At 68.4% G+C, this 13,298-nt stretch carries 9 protein-coding genes; 3 read left to right on the top strand and 6 right to left on the bottom strand.

The genetic code is table 11. The features are described from left to right. Window positions 1–10: 10 nt before the first annotated feature. The 5 genes from VI08_RS01095 to VI08_RS01075 form a co-directional block, all read right to left on the bottom strand. Window positions 11–3,028: a TonB-dependent receptor gene (locus tag VI08_RS01095; protein ID WP_045827692.1), complete on the bottom strand. Its 3,018-nt coding sequence runs from the start codon at window positions 3,026–3,028 to the stop codon at window positions 11–13. Window positions 3,029–3,126: 98 nt separating this feature from the next. Continuing rightward, window positions 3,127–3,882 (bottom strand): DeoR/GlpR family DNA-binding transcription regulator, encoded by a 756-nt coding sequence (locus VI08_RS01090; protein ID WP_045827691.1) that lies wholly within the window; start codon window positions 3,880–3,882, stop codon window positions 3,127–3,129. Then, window positions 3,872–5,527 (bottom strand): ABC transporter permease subunit, encoded by a 1,656-nt coding sequence (locus VI08_RS01085; protein WP_045827747.1) that lies wholly within the window; start codon window positions 5,525–5,527, stop codon window positions 3,872–3,874. Before VI08_RS01085 ends, VI08_RS01090 begins: the two co-directional genes overlap by 11 nt. Continuing rightward, a complete protein-coding gene (locus VI08_RS01080; protein WP_045827690.1) occupies window positions 5,524–6,525 on the bottom strand; it encodes an ABC transporter ATP-binding protein in 1,002 nt (333 codons plus the stop codon). Before VI08_RS01080 ends, VI08_RS01085 begins: the two co-directional genes overlap by 4 nt. A 30-nt stretch (window positions 6,526–6,555) precedes the next feature. Continuing rightward, window positions 6,556–7,557: an extracellular solute-binding protein gene (locus tag VI08_RS01075; RefSeq protein ID WP_045827689.1), complete on the bottom strand. Its 1,002-nt coding sequence runs from the start codon at window positions 7,555–7,557 to the stop codon at window positions 6,556–6,558. A gap of 176 nt (window positions 7,558–7,733) precedes the next feature. Between VI08_RS01075 and hisN the strand changes: the two genes are divergently transcribed. Further along, window positions 7,734–8,531 (top strand): histidinol-phosphatase, encoded by a 798-nt coding sequence (gene hisN, locus VI08_RS01070; RefSeq protein ID WP_045827688.1) that lies wholly within the window; start codon window positions 7,734–7,736, stop codon window positions 8,529–8,531. Between the two features lie 2 nt (window positions 8,532–8,533). After that, window positions 8,534–10,654 (top strand): phosphocholine-specific phospholipase C, encoded by a 2,121-nt coding sequence (locus VI08_RS01065; protein ID WP_045827687.1) that lies wholly within the window; start codon window positions 8,534–8,536, stop codon window positions 10,652–10,654. An 18-nt stretch (window positions 10,655–10,672) separates the two neighbouring features. Here the strand turns inward: VI08_RS01065 and VI08_RS01060 are convergent, their stop codons facing one another. After that, entirely contained in the window at window positions 10,673–12,160 is a 1,488-nt protein-coding gene (locus tag VI08_RS01060) for a hypothetical protein (protein ID WP_052697606.1), read from the bottom strand. Between the two features lie 208 nt (window positions 12,161–12,368). Between VI08_RS01060 and prmB the strand changes: the two genes are divergently transcribed. Then, window positions 12,369–13,289: a 50S ribosomal protein L3 N(5)-glutamine methyltransferase gene (gene prmB, locus VI08_RS01055; protein WP_045827686.1), complete on the top strand. Its 921-nt coding sequence runs from the start codon at window positions 12,369–12,371 to the stop codon at window positions 13,287–13,289. Window positions 13,290–13,298: the final 9 nt, after the last annotated feature.

Genomic DNA, 13,298 nt, shown 5'->3' with positions numbered 1-13,298 from the left:
GGACGCCCCGTCAGAAGTCGTACGTGATGCCGAAGCGAGCGTAGCGCGGCTGGGTGTAGCTGATCACCTGCTGGTAACCATCGTTCACCGAGTTCGTGCTGCCCGAGACCGGGTTGGTGCGCTGCGAACGCTGCTGGTTGAGGATGTTGAACACCGACACCGAGAAGGCCAGCTTCTTGTCGGCCCACAGCGGGCGGTATTCCGCGCTCACGTCCACCAGTTCTTCCCACGGCTCGCGGCCCTTGGCGCCGTAGGCGGAGGGTTCACCGAAGCAGAAGTGGTAGTAGCTGCCATAGCCCGACGGGTCGCTTTCATCCGCGCCGTAGCGGCCCAGGCAGGATTTCGGCAGGCCCGACTGGATCAGGATGTTGGCTGAAAGCAGCCATTCCGGTGCGACCTGGTACGAACCGTAGATCTTGATCTGGTGCTTGCGGTCGTTGCCGAGGTCGCCGTTGGCGTAGTTCATCAGCGTGGCGTAATCCCAGTCGCGCGATGCCGCCACCGAGCCCTGGCCCACGTCCGAACGCACCTGGCCCTCGGTGTTGCCGTAGCTGCGTGAGTACAGGTAATCCACCTTGCCCGACCACGTGCCATCGAACGGATGCGACAGGTACAGGTCGAGGCCGTAGTAATTGCGCTTCAGGTGCGGGAAGCCGAAGTCGGCGTTGGTCACGGTCACGTCGGTGTAGCCGCCATCGGCGTTCTTCAGCGAGTAGACATTGGCGCGCCCCGGGTTCGACAGGTAGCAGCTGCCTACCGTGAGGTTATCGAGGTCGGCGCCCTGTGCTTCCGCGGCATTCTTGATCGCGCCGTTGTCGCACACGTCGTCCAGGGCATTGCGCAGCCGGCGAACCGTGGCCTTGGCGCCGGCCACCCAGTCGGCGTTGAGCTGCTTGTCGGCACCGAGGATGAATTCATCCTGGTATTCCGACTTGATGTTCTTCGAGCTGACGGTCTTCGGGTCGGGCGGCTGGCCGTATTCGCCGTTGGGGGAGACGGCGCCACCGGTGGCGGACTGCACGAAGGTCACGCCGGTGGGCAGGCCCTGGTTGTCGATGCCGGTGTACGTGAAGTACTGGTTGGTGGCCAGCGAGCCGGCCGAGGTGCGCAGTGCCACCGACGCCGGCATGGCCAGGAAGTAGCGGCCCGCGTTGCCGTACACCTTGAACAACGAATCACCGTTCACGTCCCAGCTGAAGCCCACGCGTGGCGCCCACTGCGGCTTGGTGAGCCGTAGGTACGGCTCGCCCGCAGGGTTGTAGTTGGTGAACTGGTCGTTGCGGATGCCGACCGAGAGCAGCCAGCGATCGTTGATCTGCCAGTCGTCCATGATGTACTGGGCGCGCTGCTTCACGCGCACCGAGGCCAGCGTGTTGTAGTGGCGGTAGTAGCCGTAATAGCCGGTGGCACCACCCGGGTAGTTGGCCGGCTTGTCGACGAACGGACTGTCGCTGATATTGAGGTTCGGGTCCTGCTTGGCGTACCACAGCTCGTAACCCACGCCGCCGATCGTCGTGCCATCGTCGATGTCGTGCGAGTCCTGGTTATCGATACCGGCCGTGATCGAGTGCGAGCCGATCTTGTAGTTCAGGTCGATGCGCAGGTTGCGGTTGGTCGATTCGTGGTCGGGGTTATCCACCGTATCGAGCGTCTGGCCGTTGCTGATCGGCGTGCCGCCATTCAGTGCCGGGTTCTGCGCGCTGAGGTTGCCGATGAACGGGCCGACGATGCCGGTATCGGGCGGCTCGTTGTAGTAGGTGAGCTTCGACTTGCCGTACAGCGCGGTGAGGGTCAGGTCGTCGGTGATGTAGCTGGTGTATTTCGCCACGTAGACCATGGCGCGGGTCTTGTAGGTGGAATCCGGGCTGGCGAAATCGCCGACGGTATCGGTGTCGTAGTCGTAGTTGTACTTGTTGCCGTTCGAACGGTGGGTCTGGTTGATACCCGTGAGTTCGAGGATGTTGCTGTCGTTGATGTTCCAGTCGAGCTTGCCGTACCACTTCGGGTCTTTGTACGTGTACTTCGTATCGTACGCGTGGTTCACGTCGCCGATGCTATTGCCCTGGCTGCGCTCCATTTCCACCGCGGCGAACGCATACAGCTTGTCCTTGATCAGCGGGCCGCCGGCGTAGGCGCTGATGGTGGAGGTCCACTCGTGGTTACGGTCGTTGCGGGTCTGCAGGCTGCCCGGGGGCGCCGGGTTGTCGTGCCCGTAGGTGATGTTGCGCGCGCTGGCGCGGGCGAAGTCCGGCTCCCACAGCACCTGGGCGCCAAAATGCCATTCGTTGGTGCCGCGCTTGCCCACCTGGCTGATCACGCCGCCGTCGGAGCGGCCGTACATGGCCGAGTAACCGCCGCTCAGTATCTCCTGCTGGTCGATGGCACCGTAGGGCAGGGTCACGCCACCGAAGCCGCTGAGCGGGTCGGTCGTGTTCATGCCGTTGATGTAGTACGCGTTCTCGGTGACGGCCGAGCCGGCGAAGCTCACCGTGCTGCCGCCGAACGCGTTCTTGAAGCCGGTGTAGCCCGGCGAGGCGCCCGGGGCGAGCAGGGCCACGGCCTCGGCCGAGCGCTGCAGGGGCAGGCGGGCGAGGTCGGCCGAGGTGATGACCGTGCTGGAGGCGACGGTCGCCACGTCGATTTTTGCCAGCGAGCTGGCCGAGACGGTGACGGCACCGAGGCTTTGCGCATCGGCGGCCGAGGGCGCGGCGCCGGCGAACGAAACATCGGTGGCGGCGCCGACACGCAGAGTGACGTTGTCGCGGCTGTCAACGATGTTGCCGTTCGACTTGAGGCTCACCTTGTAGGTGGCCAGTGGCAGCGACTCGGCCGTGTAGCGGTCGTTCGCGTCCACGCCCACTTCGCGGGTGAGGCCGTTGCTGCCTTCGATTAGTACGGTTTCGCCGGCCGCGGCCGGCGCGGTGCCGGTGATGCGGCCGGTAGTGGCCTGGCCATAAGCCAGGCCGCTGAATGTCGCGGCGACCGCGGCACACAGCAGGGTACGGCGGAGGGCTGGGAACGACGTCATGGTGATGCTCCGGAAAGGCTTGGTCTGTGACAGACGGATTTGAATCGATTTAAGTGGCGGGCGAAGGACGGCCTTCCTGGCGCGGTGTTGTGGGTGGATCAGGCAAGCGCGACCTCACCCACGGCCTTGCGGACCGCGGCGAACGCGCGTGATTTCTCGGCCTTGCGGTCGGTAACGAGCACGTCGACGCGGTCGGGCGCGCACCAGCTGGCGCGGCTGCGGACGCCGATCTTCGAATGGTCGGCGGCGAGGACCACCTGGCGTGCGTTGCCGCACATGGCGCGGGCGATCTCCACCTCGTCGAGTTCGAAACTGCTGGCGCCCGCCTTCGCATCCACGCCCACGGGCGAGAGGATGGCCAGGTGCGCCTGGTAGCGATGGATCTCCGCGATGGTGGCAGGCCCCGTCGTGCAGCCGATCTGCGCGTTGAAACGCCCGCCGAGCAGGTGCACCTCGTTGCCATGGCGCGCGGCGAAGCGCGTGGCCACGTCGATGGCGTTGGTGAGGATGGTGAGGCCCGTGCGCGTGGCCAGCGCCTCGGCGACGAGGTTCATCGTGCTGCCGGCATCCATGAAGATCGTCTGGCCGCTCTCGACGAGGTTGGCGACGGCCTTGGCGATCGCGCGCTTCTCGCGCACGCGGGTGGCGTGGCGCACGTCAATGGGCGGTTCGTCGGAGGTAAGCACGGCGCCGCCATGCACGCGGCGTATCTCGCCGCGCTCGGCCAGTTCGACGAGGTCGCGGCGGATGGTCTCGCGCGAGACACCCAGCTCGGTGACGATGCGTTCCACCGATACCTGGCCGCTGGCGCGGAGCAGGTCGCGGATGCGGGTGTGTCGTTCTTCATGCCACATGGCGTCGTTCCTTGAGGATGTGCAAGAGCAGGCGCATGGCGCCGAGGGCGATGGCACCGGCCAGCACCACGCACATGGCGTAGGCCGCGGCCTGGGCCAGGAAACCGTTCTCGTCCAGGCGCATGACGGTGACCGAGGCCAGGCCCAGGTCGGCGGTGACCAGGAAGATGACGCCCGAGAGCGTCACCATCGAGCGCATGAACAGGTAGAAGAACGTGGCGATGGCGGCCGGCGCGGCGAAAGGCAGCACGGCGTCGCGCAGCACCGCGCGCGTGCCGCCACCAAACGCGGCCACGGCATCGTCCAGCGCATCGGGCACCTGGCGCATGCCGGTCTGCATCGTGAGGAACGCCTGGGCGTGGTAGTGGTACAGGCTGCAGGCCGCGATGACGAGCAGGCTGCCGTGGAACCAGTGGGCGGCCGGCCCGTGGTTGAACGCCAGCACGTAACCGAGGCCGATGACCATGCCCGGCACGGCGGCCGGCAGCGAAGCGACGAACTGCAGGGGCCGCACCAGGCCCGGTGGCGCCTTGCGCAGGCCGGCGCACAGTGCGAAGACCAGCACCGTGCCTGCGATAGCCGCCACCAGCGAGACGGTGAGCGAGGTCCACACCGGGCCGAAGCCTTCGGTCAGGCCGGTGTAGTTCGCCAGCGTCAGCGACGGCTGGTACGGCCACAGCTTCACGAAGGAGACATAGGCGACGGTGCCGACGACGGCGAGCATCGGCAGCAAGGCGACGAGCGCAACGGCGCCGAGGACGAGGTCGCGGCGCGTGTCGCGCGATGGCACGAGCGCGCGGCCCGGGCTGGCGTCGCCGCTATCCTGGCGGCGCCTGGCCAGCCGGCCCAGCCATACGGAGAGCACGGCGGGCAGCAAGAGCAGCATGCCCAGCGTCGCGCCCATGGCGAAATCGAGCTGCCCCACCACCTCGCTGTAGATCTCCATCGCCAGCACGCGGTAGTTCCCACCGACGATCACGGCGCTGCCGAAGTCGGTAAGTGTCTCGGTGAAGACGAGGAAGGCTGCGGCGAGCAGGGCGAAGCGCAGGCGTGGAAGCGTCACGTCGAGGAACTGGCGCCACGCGGTGGCACCCATCGACGCCGCGGCGTCGTAGTGGCGGGCCGGCGTGCGCGCCAGCGCCGCGGAAACGATCAGCACCACCTGTGGCAAGCCGTACAGCGTGTTCGCGATGACCAGGCCGGTGAAGCCATAGATATCGGTGGGCCAGCCCGTGAGGCGGTGCACGAGGCCGTTGCGGCCCAGCAGCAGCACCAGGCCGAGGCCCAGCACGAGGGAAGGCGCGAGCATGGGCAGCAACAGCGTGGCGCGGATCAACGCCTTGCCCGGTAGGCGCGAGCGATGCAGCGCCATCGCCAGGGCCAGGCCGAGCAGCACCGTGGCAAGCGTGGTGACGAGGCCCGTGGTGACGCTGTGCAGGGCGGCACGTGGCAGGCCCGGGTCATCGAGCAGCCGCGCGTAGTTCGCCAGCGTGAAGGCGCCCGACGCGTCGGTGAGGCTGCGCGACGCCACGGTGAACAGGGGGTGGAGGAACAACAGCAGCAGCCCCAGGCAAGGCACGGCCAGTAGCAGCACCGCGCCGATGCGGGCGCGCGGGGCGCTGCGCGGGGCGGCGATCGCGTTCACGCGGCCACCCACGCGCCGCGCGTGGCCCCGATGGCGACGGGCTCGCCGGGCGCCAGCATGCTCCGGCCGGGCAGCTCGGCCAGCAGGACCTGGCCGCGCCAGTCGATACGGGCGCGGGCCAGGTTGCCGAGGAAAGTCACGTCGGCCACGACGGCGTCGCCGCCCGGGCCGGCTTCCACGACGATGTCCTCGGGCCGCAGGCAGAGTTCCCACGTGGCGTCGGCGCCGGGTGGGCGGCGCTCGAGGAAGCCGGGCATTACCTCGCGTACGAAGTGCGTGGGCAACAGGTTGGCCCGGCCAATGAAATCGGCGACGAAGCGTGATGCCGGGCGTTCGTAAAGGTCGCGCGGCGAGCCGATCTGTTCGATGTGCCCCGCACGCATGCACACGATGGTATCGGCGAGCGCGAGCGCCTCGTCCTGGTCGTGCGTGACCATGATGGTGGGGATGCCGAGCGAGCGCTGCAGCGTGCGGATCTCGCCGCGCAGCTGCGCGCGGATGGCGGGGTCCAGTGCCGATAGCGGCTCGTCGAGCAACAGCAGCGCCGGTTCAGCCGCCAGCGCGCGGGCCAGTGCCACGCGTTGTTGCTGGCCGCCGGAGAGTTCATCGGGGAAGCGGCCGCCGAAGCCGCCCAGCCCGACTTTCGCCAGCAGTTCGGTGCTGCGCGTGGCGATGGTGCCCACCGCCACGCCGCGCAGGCGCATCGGGTAGCCGACGTTGGCGGCGGCGGTAAGGTCGGGGAACAGCGAGTACGACTGGAACACGATGCCCATGCCGCGCTCGCGGGCGGGCAGGCGCGTGATGTCCCGCCCGCCCAGGTGCACGCTGCCGGCATCGGGCTCGGTCAGGCCCGCCACGATGCGCAGCAAGGTGGTCTTGCCGCAGCCGCTGGGGCCGAGCAGGCAGACGAAGTCGCTGGCCCCCGCGTTGAACGACACGCGGTCGAGCGCCGTGCTGGTGCCCCAGGCCTTGCTGATGCCGTCGATGCGAAGGTGCATGGAACCTGTGTCTCCCCCGGCCCGCGCGCGTCAGCGCGTCAGGCGTTTGTATAGTGCGATGAGTGCCGCGCGCCCGCGCGCGGCCGCTTCGAAATCCCGCGCAGGCAGCGTGCCGACCACGTTGGCCGGCAACCCCGCGCGCTGTTGTTCGGCCGTGGGCACCACGCCGGGCGCCGCCACGATTTCCTTGTAACCGCGGTACAGCGAGGCCGCCGCGGGTGATGCGGTCCAGTCGAGGAACCGTTTCGCGTCCGTGGGGTTCGTCGCCCCCTTCATGAGCCCCGAGCCCTCGAGCTCGTAACCGGTGCCGTCCGCAGGCAACACCATGGTGACGGGGTAGCCCTCGCGGATGGCCTGCATGGCCGAGAACGCGAATGACACGCCGATGGGGAACTCGCCGATGCGCGCGAGCTTGCACGGTGCCGAGCCCGAGAGGGTCACCTGGCCGATGTTCGCGGCGATGTCGGTAACGAGCGCCATGCCTGTCGTGTCGCGGCCCGCATCGCTCAGCGACGACAGCACCATGTAGCCCGTGCCGGACGACGCCGGGTCGGGCATGGCCAGTTGGCCGCGGTACATGGGCGAGGCCAGGTCGCGCCACGTGCGCGGCATGGGCAGGCCGTGCTCCGCGAGCGCCTCGCGGTTCACGCACAGCGCCGCCATGTAGCCGGTGGGCGCGAACCAGCGGCCGTCGGTGCCGCGAAAGCGCGCGGGCAGGGCGTCGATGGCGGCGCTGTGCACCGGCTGGAGCAGGGCGGCGATGCGCGGGTCGAGCAGGTCGGTGGCTGCCATGCCCCAGACCACGTCGTTACGGGGTTCGGCGGCCTCAGCCAGCAGGCGGGCGGCAAGGTCGCCGCTGGAGAGGCGCAGCACATGGATATCCACGCCGGGAAGGGCCTGCCTGGCGGCATCTAGGTAGGCCGCGATCTCGTCGCTCTCAAGCGCCGAGTACACCGTCAGTTCCCCGGCGTGTGCGCTGGCGCACACGGCGAGCAACGCGATGGAGCTGGCGATGTGGCGGACTGGACGCATGGATGGCCCCGGGTTATCACGCTGCCCACGGGGTAGTGGAAGTGTCACCCACCCGTGTGGCGTTTTGGGTATATTTGCAAACATGTGGACTCGCCGTCCACAGGAAAATTTGCGTTTTAGTCATTAACCTGAAACGTGCAAACGCTAGTTCACGCACGTTTTTTCCGGAGCCCCGCGTGCCCTCCCATGCCCCGTTGTCCGCCGCAGAGCGGGCCGAGTTCGAAGCTTTCGCCACCGGCATCGCCAACAATGCGCGCGCGCTGTCCCTGCCACGGTTCCGCCGCCCCGTGGACGTATCGCACAAGGGCGACATGAGCCCTGTCACCGCCGTGGACCGTGGCGTGGAGTCGATGCTGCGCGAGCGGATCGAACAGGCGTGGCCCGGCCACGGCCTGCTGGGCGAGGAATACGGCGCCAGCCACGTCGATGCCGAGTTCGTGTGGAGCATCGACCCCATCGACGGCACCCGCAGCTTCATTTCGGGCTGGCCGCTGTGGGGCACCCTCATCGCCCTGCTGCGCGGCGGCACGCCCGTGCTGGGTATCCTCGACATGCCTGCCCTGGACGAGCGCTGGGTCGGCCACGTGGGGGTGAGTACCGAGATGAATGGCCGGCCGTGCCATGCCAGCGCGTGCGAGGCGTTGGGCGAAGCCACGCTGTACACGACCACGCCCGACATGTTCACGCCCGCCGAGTGGGAGGCGTTCGACCGCACCAGCCGCGCCGCCTACACGCGCCGCTTCGGCGGCGACTGCTACGGTTACGGCATGCTGGCCTCCGGCCACATCGATGCCGTGATCGAAGCGAACCTCATGCCCTACGACTACCTCGCCATCACCCCCGTGGTGCAAGCCGCCGGCGGCGTCATGACCGACTGGGAGGGCCGCCCGCTCGGCATGGCCAGCGGCGGGCGCGTCGTGGCCGCGGCCACGCCTGCCCTGCACGCGGCGCTCATCGCGTCGCTGAAGGGCTAGCGATGGTCTCGCGCGATCGCCGCCGGTTCCTGCAGGGCGCGGGCGCCACCGTGGCCGCCTCGCTGCTGGCGCAGGGTTTCCCGGCGTCCATCGCCCGCGCCCTGGCCACCGCGCCCGACCGCCGCACCGGCACTATCAACGATGTCGGCCACGTGGTCATCCTCATGCAGGAAAACCGCTCGTTCGATCACTACTTCGGCAGCCTGCGCGGCGTGCGCGGCTTCGCCGACCCGCGCGTGCTCGAGCTCGCCAACGGCGACCCGGTATGGAAGCAGCCCACGACGGCCGCGCACACGAAGTTCTGGAAGCCGCGCGGGGTGGGCGCGGACACCGCGTGGGTGTATCCGTTCCACCTTGATACGCGTGCGAGCGGCGACCACCACGCGGGCACCGACCACGGCTGGAGCACCGGCCACGGCGCGTGGAACCTCGGCCGCAACGACCGCTGGATCGAGCAGAAGCAGGATGTGCTCACCATGGCCTACCTGCGCCGCGAGGACGCCGCGTTCCACTACGCGCTGGCTGACGCATTCACGGTGTGCGACGCCTACCACGCGTCCGCGCTGGCGGATACCGCCATCAACCGCATCTACCTGTGGAGCGGCACGTCCGATCCCGCGGGCCGCCTCGGTTCGAAGCCCAACGGGCCCGGCACCGAAGAGCGGGCCAACACCAACGGCTACACGTGGACCACCTACCCCGAGCGCCTCGAGAGGGCGGGCGTCACATGGCGCGTCTACCAGGGCGGCACGGGCGAGCCGGGTTCGCCCACCGATAACTACACCGACAACTCGCTGGAGTTTTTTGCCGCCTACCAGGTGCAGGAAGGCGCGGACCCGGCGGGCTCGCTGGTGCGCAACGGCGTCTCGAACCACACGCTGCGCGACCTGCGCAACGACGTGATCCACGACCGCCTGCCACAGGTGACCTGGATCGTCGCGCCCTACAAGTACAGCGAACACCCCACCTCCTCGCCGACCGATGGCGCGTTCTACATCCGCGCCGTGCTCGATGCCCTCACCGCGAACCCGAAGGTGTGGAGCCGCACGGTGCTGTTCCTCAACTACGATGAAAACGATGGCTTCTTCGACCACGTGCCGCCCCCGGCGCCGCCATTGCGGAACGGGGAGGGTGGCGTCGTTTCCACGGCGCTGGCGGAAGGCCTGCGCGACGATGTGATGGACCTCGACGCCCATCCGCGCATTTCCAGCCCCATCGTGCCCGGCAGCGACCCGAAGGGCCTGCAGGTGGTGGGCCTGGGCAACCGCGTGCCGATGATCGTCGTCTCGCCGTGGTCGCGCGGTGGCTGGGTATCCAGTGAAACGTTCGACCACACATCGGTATTGCGCTTCCTTGAAAAGCGCTTCGGCGTGGCGGAGCCCAACATCAGCGCCTGGCGCCGCGCGGTGTGTGGCGACCTCACCAGCTGCTTTGATTTCGCGGGTGCCCAGGACGACACCATGCCCGCCATCGCCGTGCCACGTGGCTCGGACGGCAAGGCGCCGATCAGCGTGCCCGCCGGGCAGGTAATGCCCGTGCAGGAGGAGGGTACCCGCCCATCGCGTGCCCTGGCCTACGCATGGCGCGTCGAGCACGCGTTGCGCGATGGCCAGAGCGTCATCGCCTTCGACAACCGCGGTGCCCTCGGCGCGGCGTTCCTGGTCTATGACGGCCTGCGGCGCGATGCGCCGCCACGCCGCTACACCGCCAGCGCCGGCGACCGCATCGAGGACGGCTGGCCGCTCGCACCCAACGGCGATGCCTACGACCGCCGCATCCACGGCCCCAATGGCTTCTACGCGGGCCTGCGCGGTTTCGCGGACGATACCCTTGAAGCCGCGTTCAACGGTGCCGCAGGCGAACGCCGCATCGAGGTCAGCATCACGAACACCGGCACGGGCCGCGTCGCGTGCCGCGTCACCAACGCGTATGACGGCGAGGGGCCGCGGCACATCAACGTGGCCCCGGGCAGCACCGAAACGGTGGCCATCGACCTTGCTGGCAGCGCCGGCTGGTACGACATCACCGTGACCACGCCCGAGGCCCCACGCTACCTGCGCCGCCAGGCCGGCCACCACGAAGACGGCAAGCCCGCCACCAGCGACCCCGGCCCCGTCGCATAACGAACCCCAGCCCCTGCCTTACTGCGTCGAGGTAGCTTTCGCCGCCCCCCGCATCGCCCCGGCCCGCCCCGGCGCCAGCGCCAGCGCATCCTGGAACGCGGCCAGCGCCGGCCCCGGCTGGTTCTGCGCCAGCAGCATCTCGCCCAGCTGCTCGCGCGCCGGCACGATCGGCCCCGGTGTCACGGGCCGTTTTTCGATGCGGTCTTCGCGCTCGGCCGCGTCGCTGAGCAGGGCGGTGGCGCCCGCCGTGTTCCCGGCGGCCTGCGCGGCCCATGCGCTGACCTCTGACGAAAGGATGCTTGTCTGGTCGGCCCAGTACGTATCACCGGCCATGCGCAAGTGCGCCTCGAGCGTGTGCAGGCGGTCGGCTTGTGCCTTCGCATCGGCGGGGCGCCCGCTGCGGGCCAGCCCGATACCCTTCGCCCACACCGCGATCGCCACGACCGAATCTGGCGCACCCTTCGGCGGCACGATGGCCACGGCGTCGTCCCAGCGGGCTTCCTCCACCGCGACGCGTATCGGCATGGCCGTCGACGCATAGGCGATGGCGAAATCCGACATGTCGAGCTTCGGCAGCGCCTTCAGCTCGGCAAGCACCTGGCGCGCTTCCTTGTCGCGCCCCGTCTGCATGTACGCATACACGAGGTAATCCATCGCGTGCAGCTGGCCCATCGTGTCGCCTTGCTCGCGCGCGGCCTTCTCCGAGGCGATGTTGGACTGGATCGAGTCGTCCCACAGGCCCAGCCGCGTAAAGATGTGCGAGGGCATGTGCAACGCATGCGACGCCGACGGCGCGATGCTCGCGTACTTGCGCGCCGCGTCCAGGCCTTGTTTCGCGAGCTCGGGGCTGTCGCAGGCGTGGATGAGGATGTGTGCGATGCCGGGGTGATCGGGGTTCGCCTTGAACAGCGGGTCGAGGATGGCGATAGCCTGCTTCTGCTTCGCATGCGTACGGTCCGTCGGCGACGCGTTCGAAAGCAACGCCACGGCGTAGAACACCTTCGCCTCCACATCCTTGCCATCGGCGGCGACGACGCTGGCCATGGCCGCTTCGTAAGCAAGCGTGCGGTCGCCCGGCTTCAGGCTCGCGTCCGGCTTGTAGAGCTCGGCCAGCGCATGGATGTAGCCACGCCCGCGTGGGTCGGATGGCTGCAGGCGCACGGCTTCCTGCATTTCCTTCTGGCCCGCGGCGAACGTTTCCGGCGGCAGCACGGGCTGCCACACGGGGTGGAAGTAGGTCATGGCCACGCCCCAGTGGGCCATGGCGCAGGTGGGGTCTTTCGCCGCAACGTCCTTGAAGGCTTTCTGCGCGGCACCGAAGGCGAACGAGTGGAGCAGGGCCACCGCCCGGTTGAAGGGCTGCTGCACGGAGGCGGTGCACGCGATGGGGAACGACACGGTGCCGAGTTTCTCGGGCACGCCGTGGTCGTGGTCGTGCATGGCCTGGGCGTGCGCGGTGGTGGCGGTGGCCGCCAGGAGGAGCAGGACGCGCCAGCGAGCGGTCATGGGGAGGTCCTTCACGTCGGCCCGGAAAGGGCCGCCAACACTCTACGCCCGGCACCCGGCCCGGCCCATCGGCAATACGGCTTAAGCCGCCCGAGAGGGCTCGCCTTCGGCTTCGCGGCGGTCGGCGGTGCATTCGCGCCAGCGAATGAACGCCCAGCCCCACCCGGAAAGCTATACTCCCCAGTCAGCCCCAAAAAAGTCCCCGCCCGTGACCAGCGAACTCAGCTCCATCATCGATTTCATCCGCTACGGCGCCAGCCGCTTCTCGGCCGCCGGCCTCACCTTCGGCCATAGCCATGACAATCCGATCGACGAGGCCACCCACCTGGTCCTGGCCGCGCTGCACCTCCCGCCCGACCTGCCTCCCGCCTACGGCGCCGGCAAGCTCGTCGCCGAGGAGAAAGACAAAGTGCTGGGCCTGATCGAACGCCGCATCAAGGAGCGCGTGCCGGTGGCCTACCTCGTGGGCGAGACCTGGTTCGCGGGCCTGAAATTCAAGAGCGATACCCGCGCCCTCGTGCCGCGCTCGCCCATCGCCGAGCTTATCGAGGGCGGGTTCAACCCGTGGCTGGAAGACCGCCACGTGGAACGGGCGCTCGACCTGTGCACTGGCTCGGGTTGCATCGGCATCGCCATGGCGGAGTACAACCCGCACTGGCAGGTCGATATCGTCGACATCAGCGACGATGCACTCAGCCTCGCCAATGAGAACATCGTCTACCAGCACGTCGAGGGGCGCGTGCGGGCCATCAAGTCCGATCTCTTCGCGGGCGTGCAGGGCGAGGTCTACGACCTGATCGTCTCCAACCCGCCCTATGTCACGAACGACGAATACGCCGCCATGCCGGCCGAATATAGCCATGAACCGGTCCTCGGCCTGACATCCGGCGATGATGGACTGGATATCACGCTGCGCATGCTCGACGAAGCGGCCGCGCACCTGAGCGAGGATGGCCTGCTTATCGTCGAGGTGGGCGACAGCGAGCACGCCCTCGTCAACCTCCTGCCGCGCGTACCGTTCGTGTGGCTGGAGTTCAAGGTCGGCCCCATGGGCATCTTCGCCCTCGAGCGCCGCGACCTCGTCGAGCATGCCGCGGACATCGCCGCCGCCCGCCGCGCGCGGGACTAACACACCAAC

This window comes from Luteibacter yeojuensis (assembly GCF_000964085.1).
In the GTDB taxonomy this organism is placed as follows: Bacteria; Pseudomonadota; Gammaproteobacteria; order Xanthomonadales; family Rhodanobacteraceae; genus Luteibacter; species Luteibacter yeojuensis_A.
The sequence above is the reverse complement of the archived record's forward strand: the minus strand, read 5'-3'. Positions and strand labels throughout refer to the sequence as shown.

Excerpts from the sequence above, each read along its gene's own strand:
- VI08_RS01095 (WP_045827692.1), bottom strand. The coding sequence starts at position 3,028 with ATGACGTCGTTCCCAGCCCTCCGCCGTACCCTGCTGTGTGCCGCGGTC.
- VI08_RS01090 (WP_045827691.1), bottom strand. The coding sequence starts at position 3,882 with ATGTGGCATGAAGAACGACACACCCGCATCCGCGACCTGCTCCGCGCC.
- VI08_RS01080 (WP_045827690.1), bottom strand. The coding sequence starts at position 6,525 with ATGCACCTTCGCATCGACGGCATCAGCAAGGCCTGGGGCACCAGCACG.
- VI08_RS01075 (WP_045827689.1), bottom strand. The coding sequence starts at position 7,557 with ATGCGTCCAGTCCGCCACATCGCCAGCTCCATCGCGTTGCTCGCCGTG.
- VI08_RS01065 (WP_045827687.1), top strand. The coding sequence starts at position 8,534 with ATGGTCTCGCGCGATCGCCGCCGGTTCCTGCAGGGCGCGGGCGCCACC.
- VI08_RS01060 (WP_052697606.1), bottom strand. The coding sequence starts at position 12,160 with ATGACCGCTCGCTGGCGCGTCCTGCTCCTCCTGGCGGCCACCGCCACC.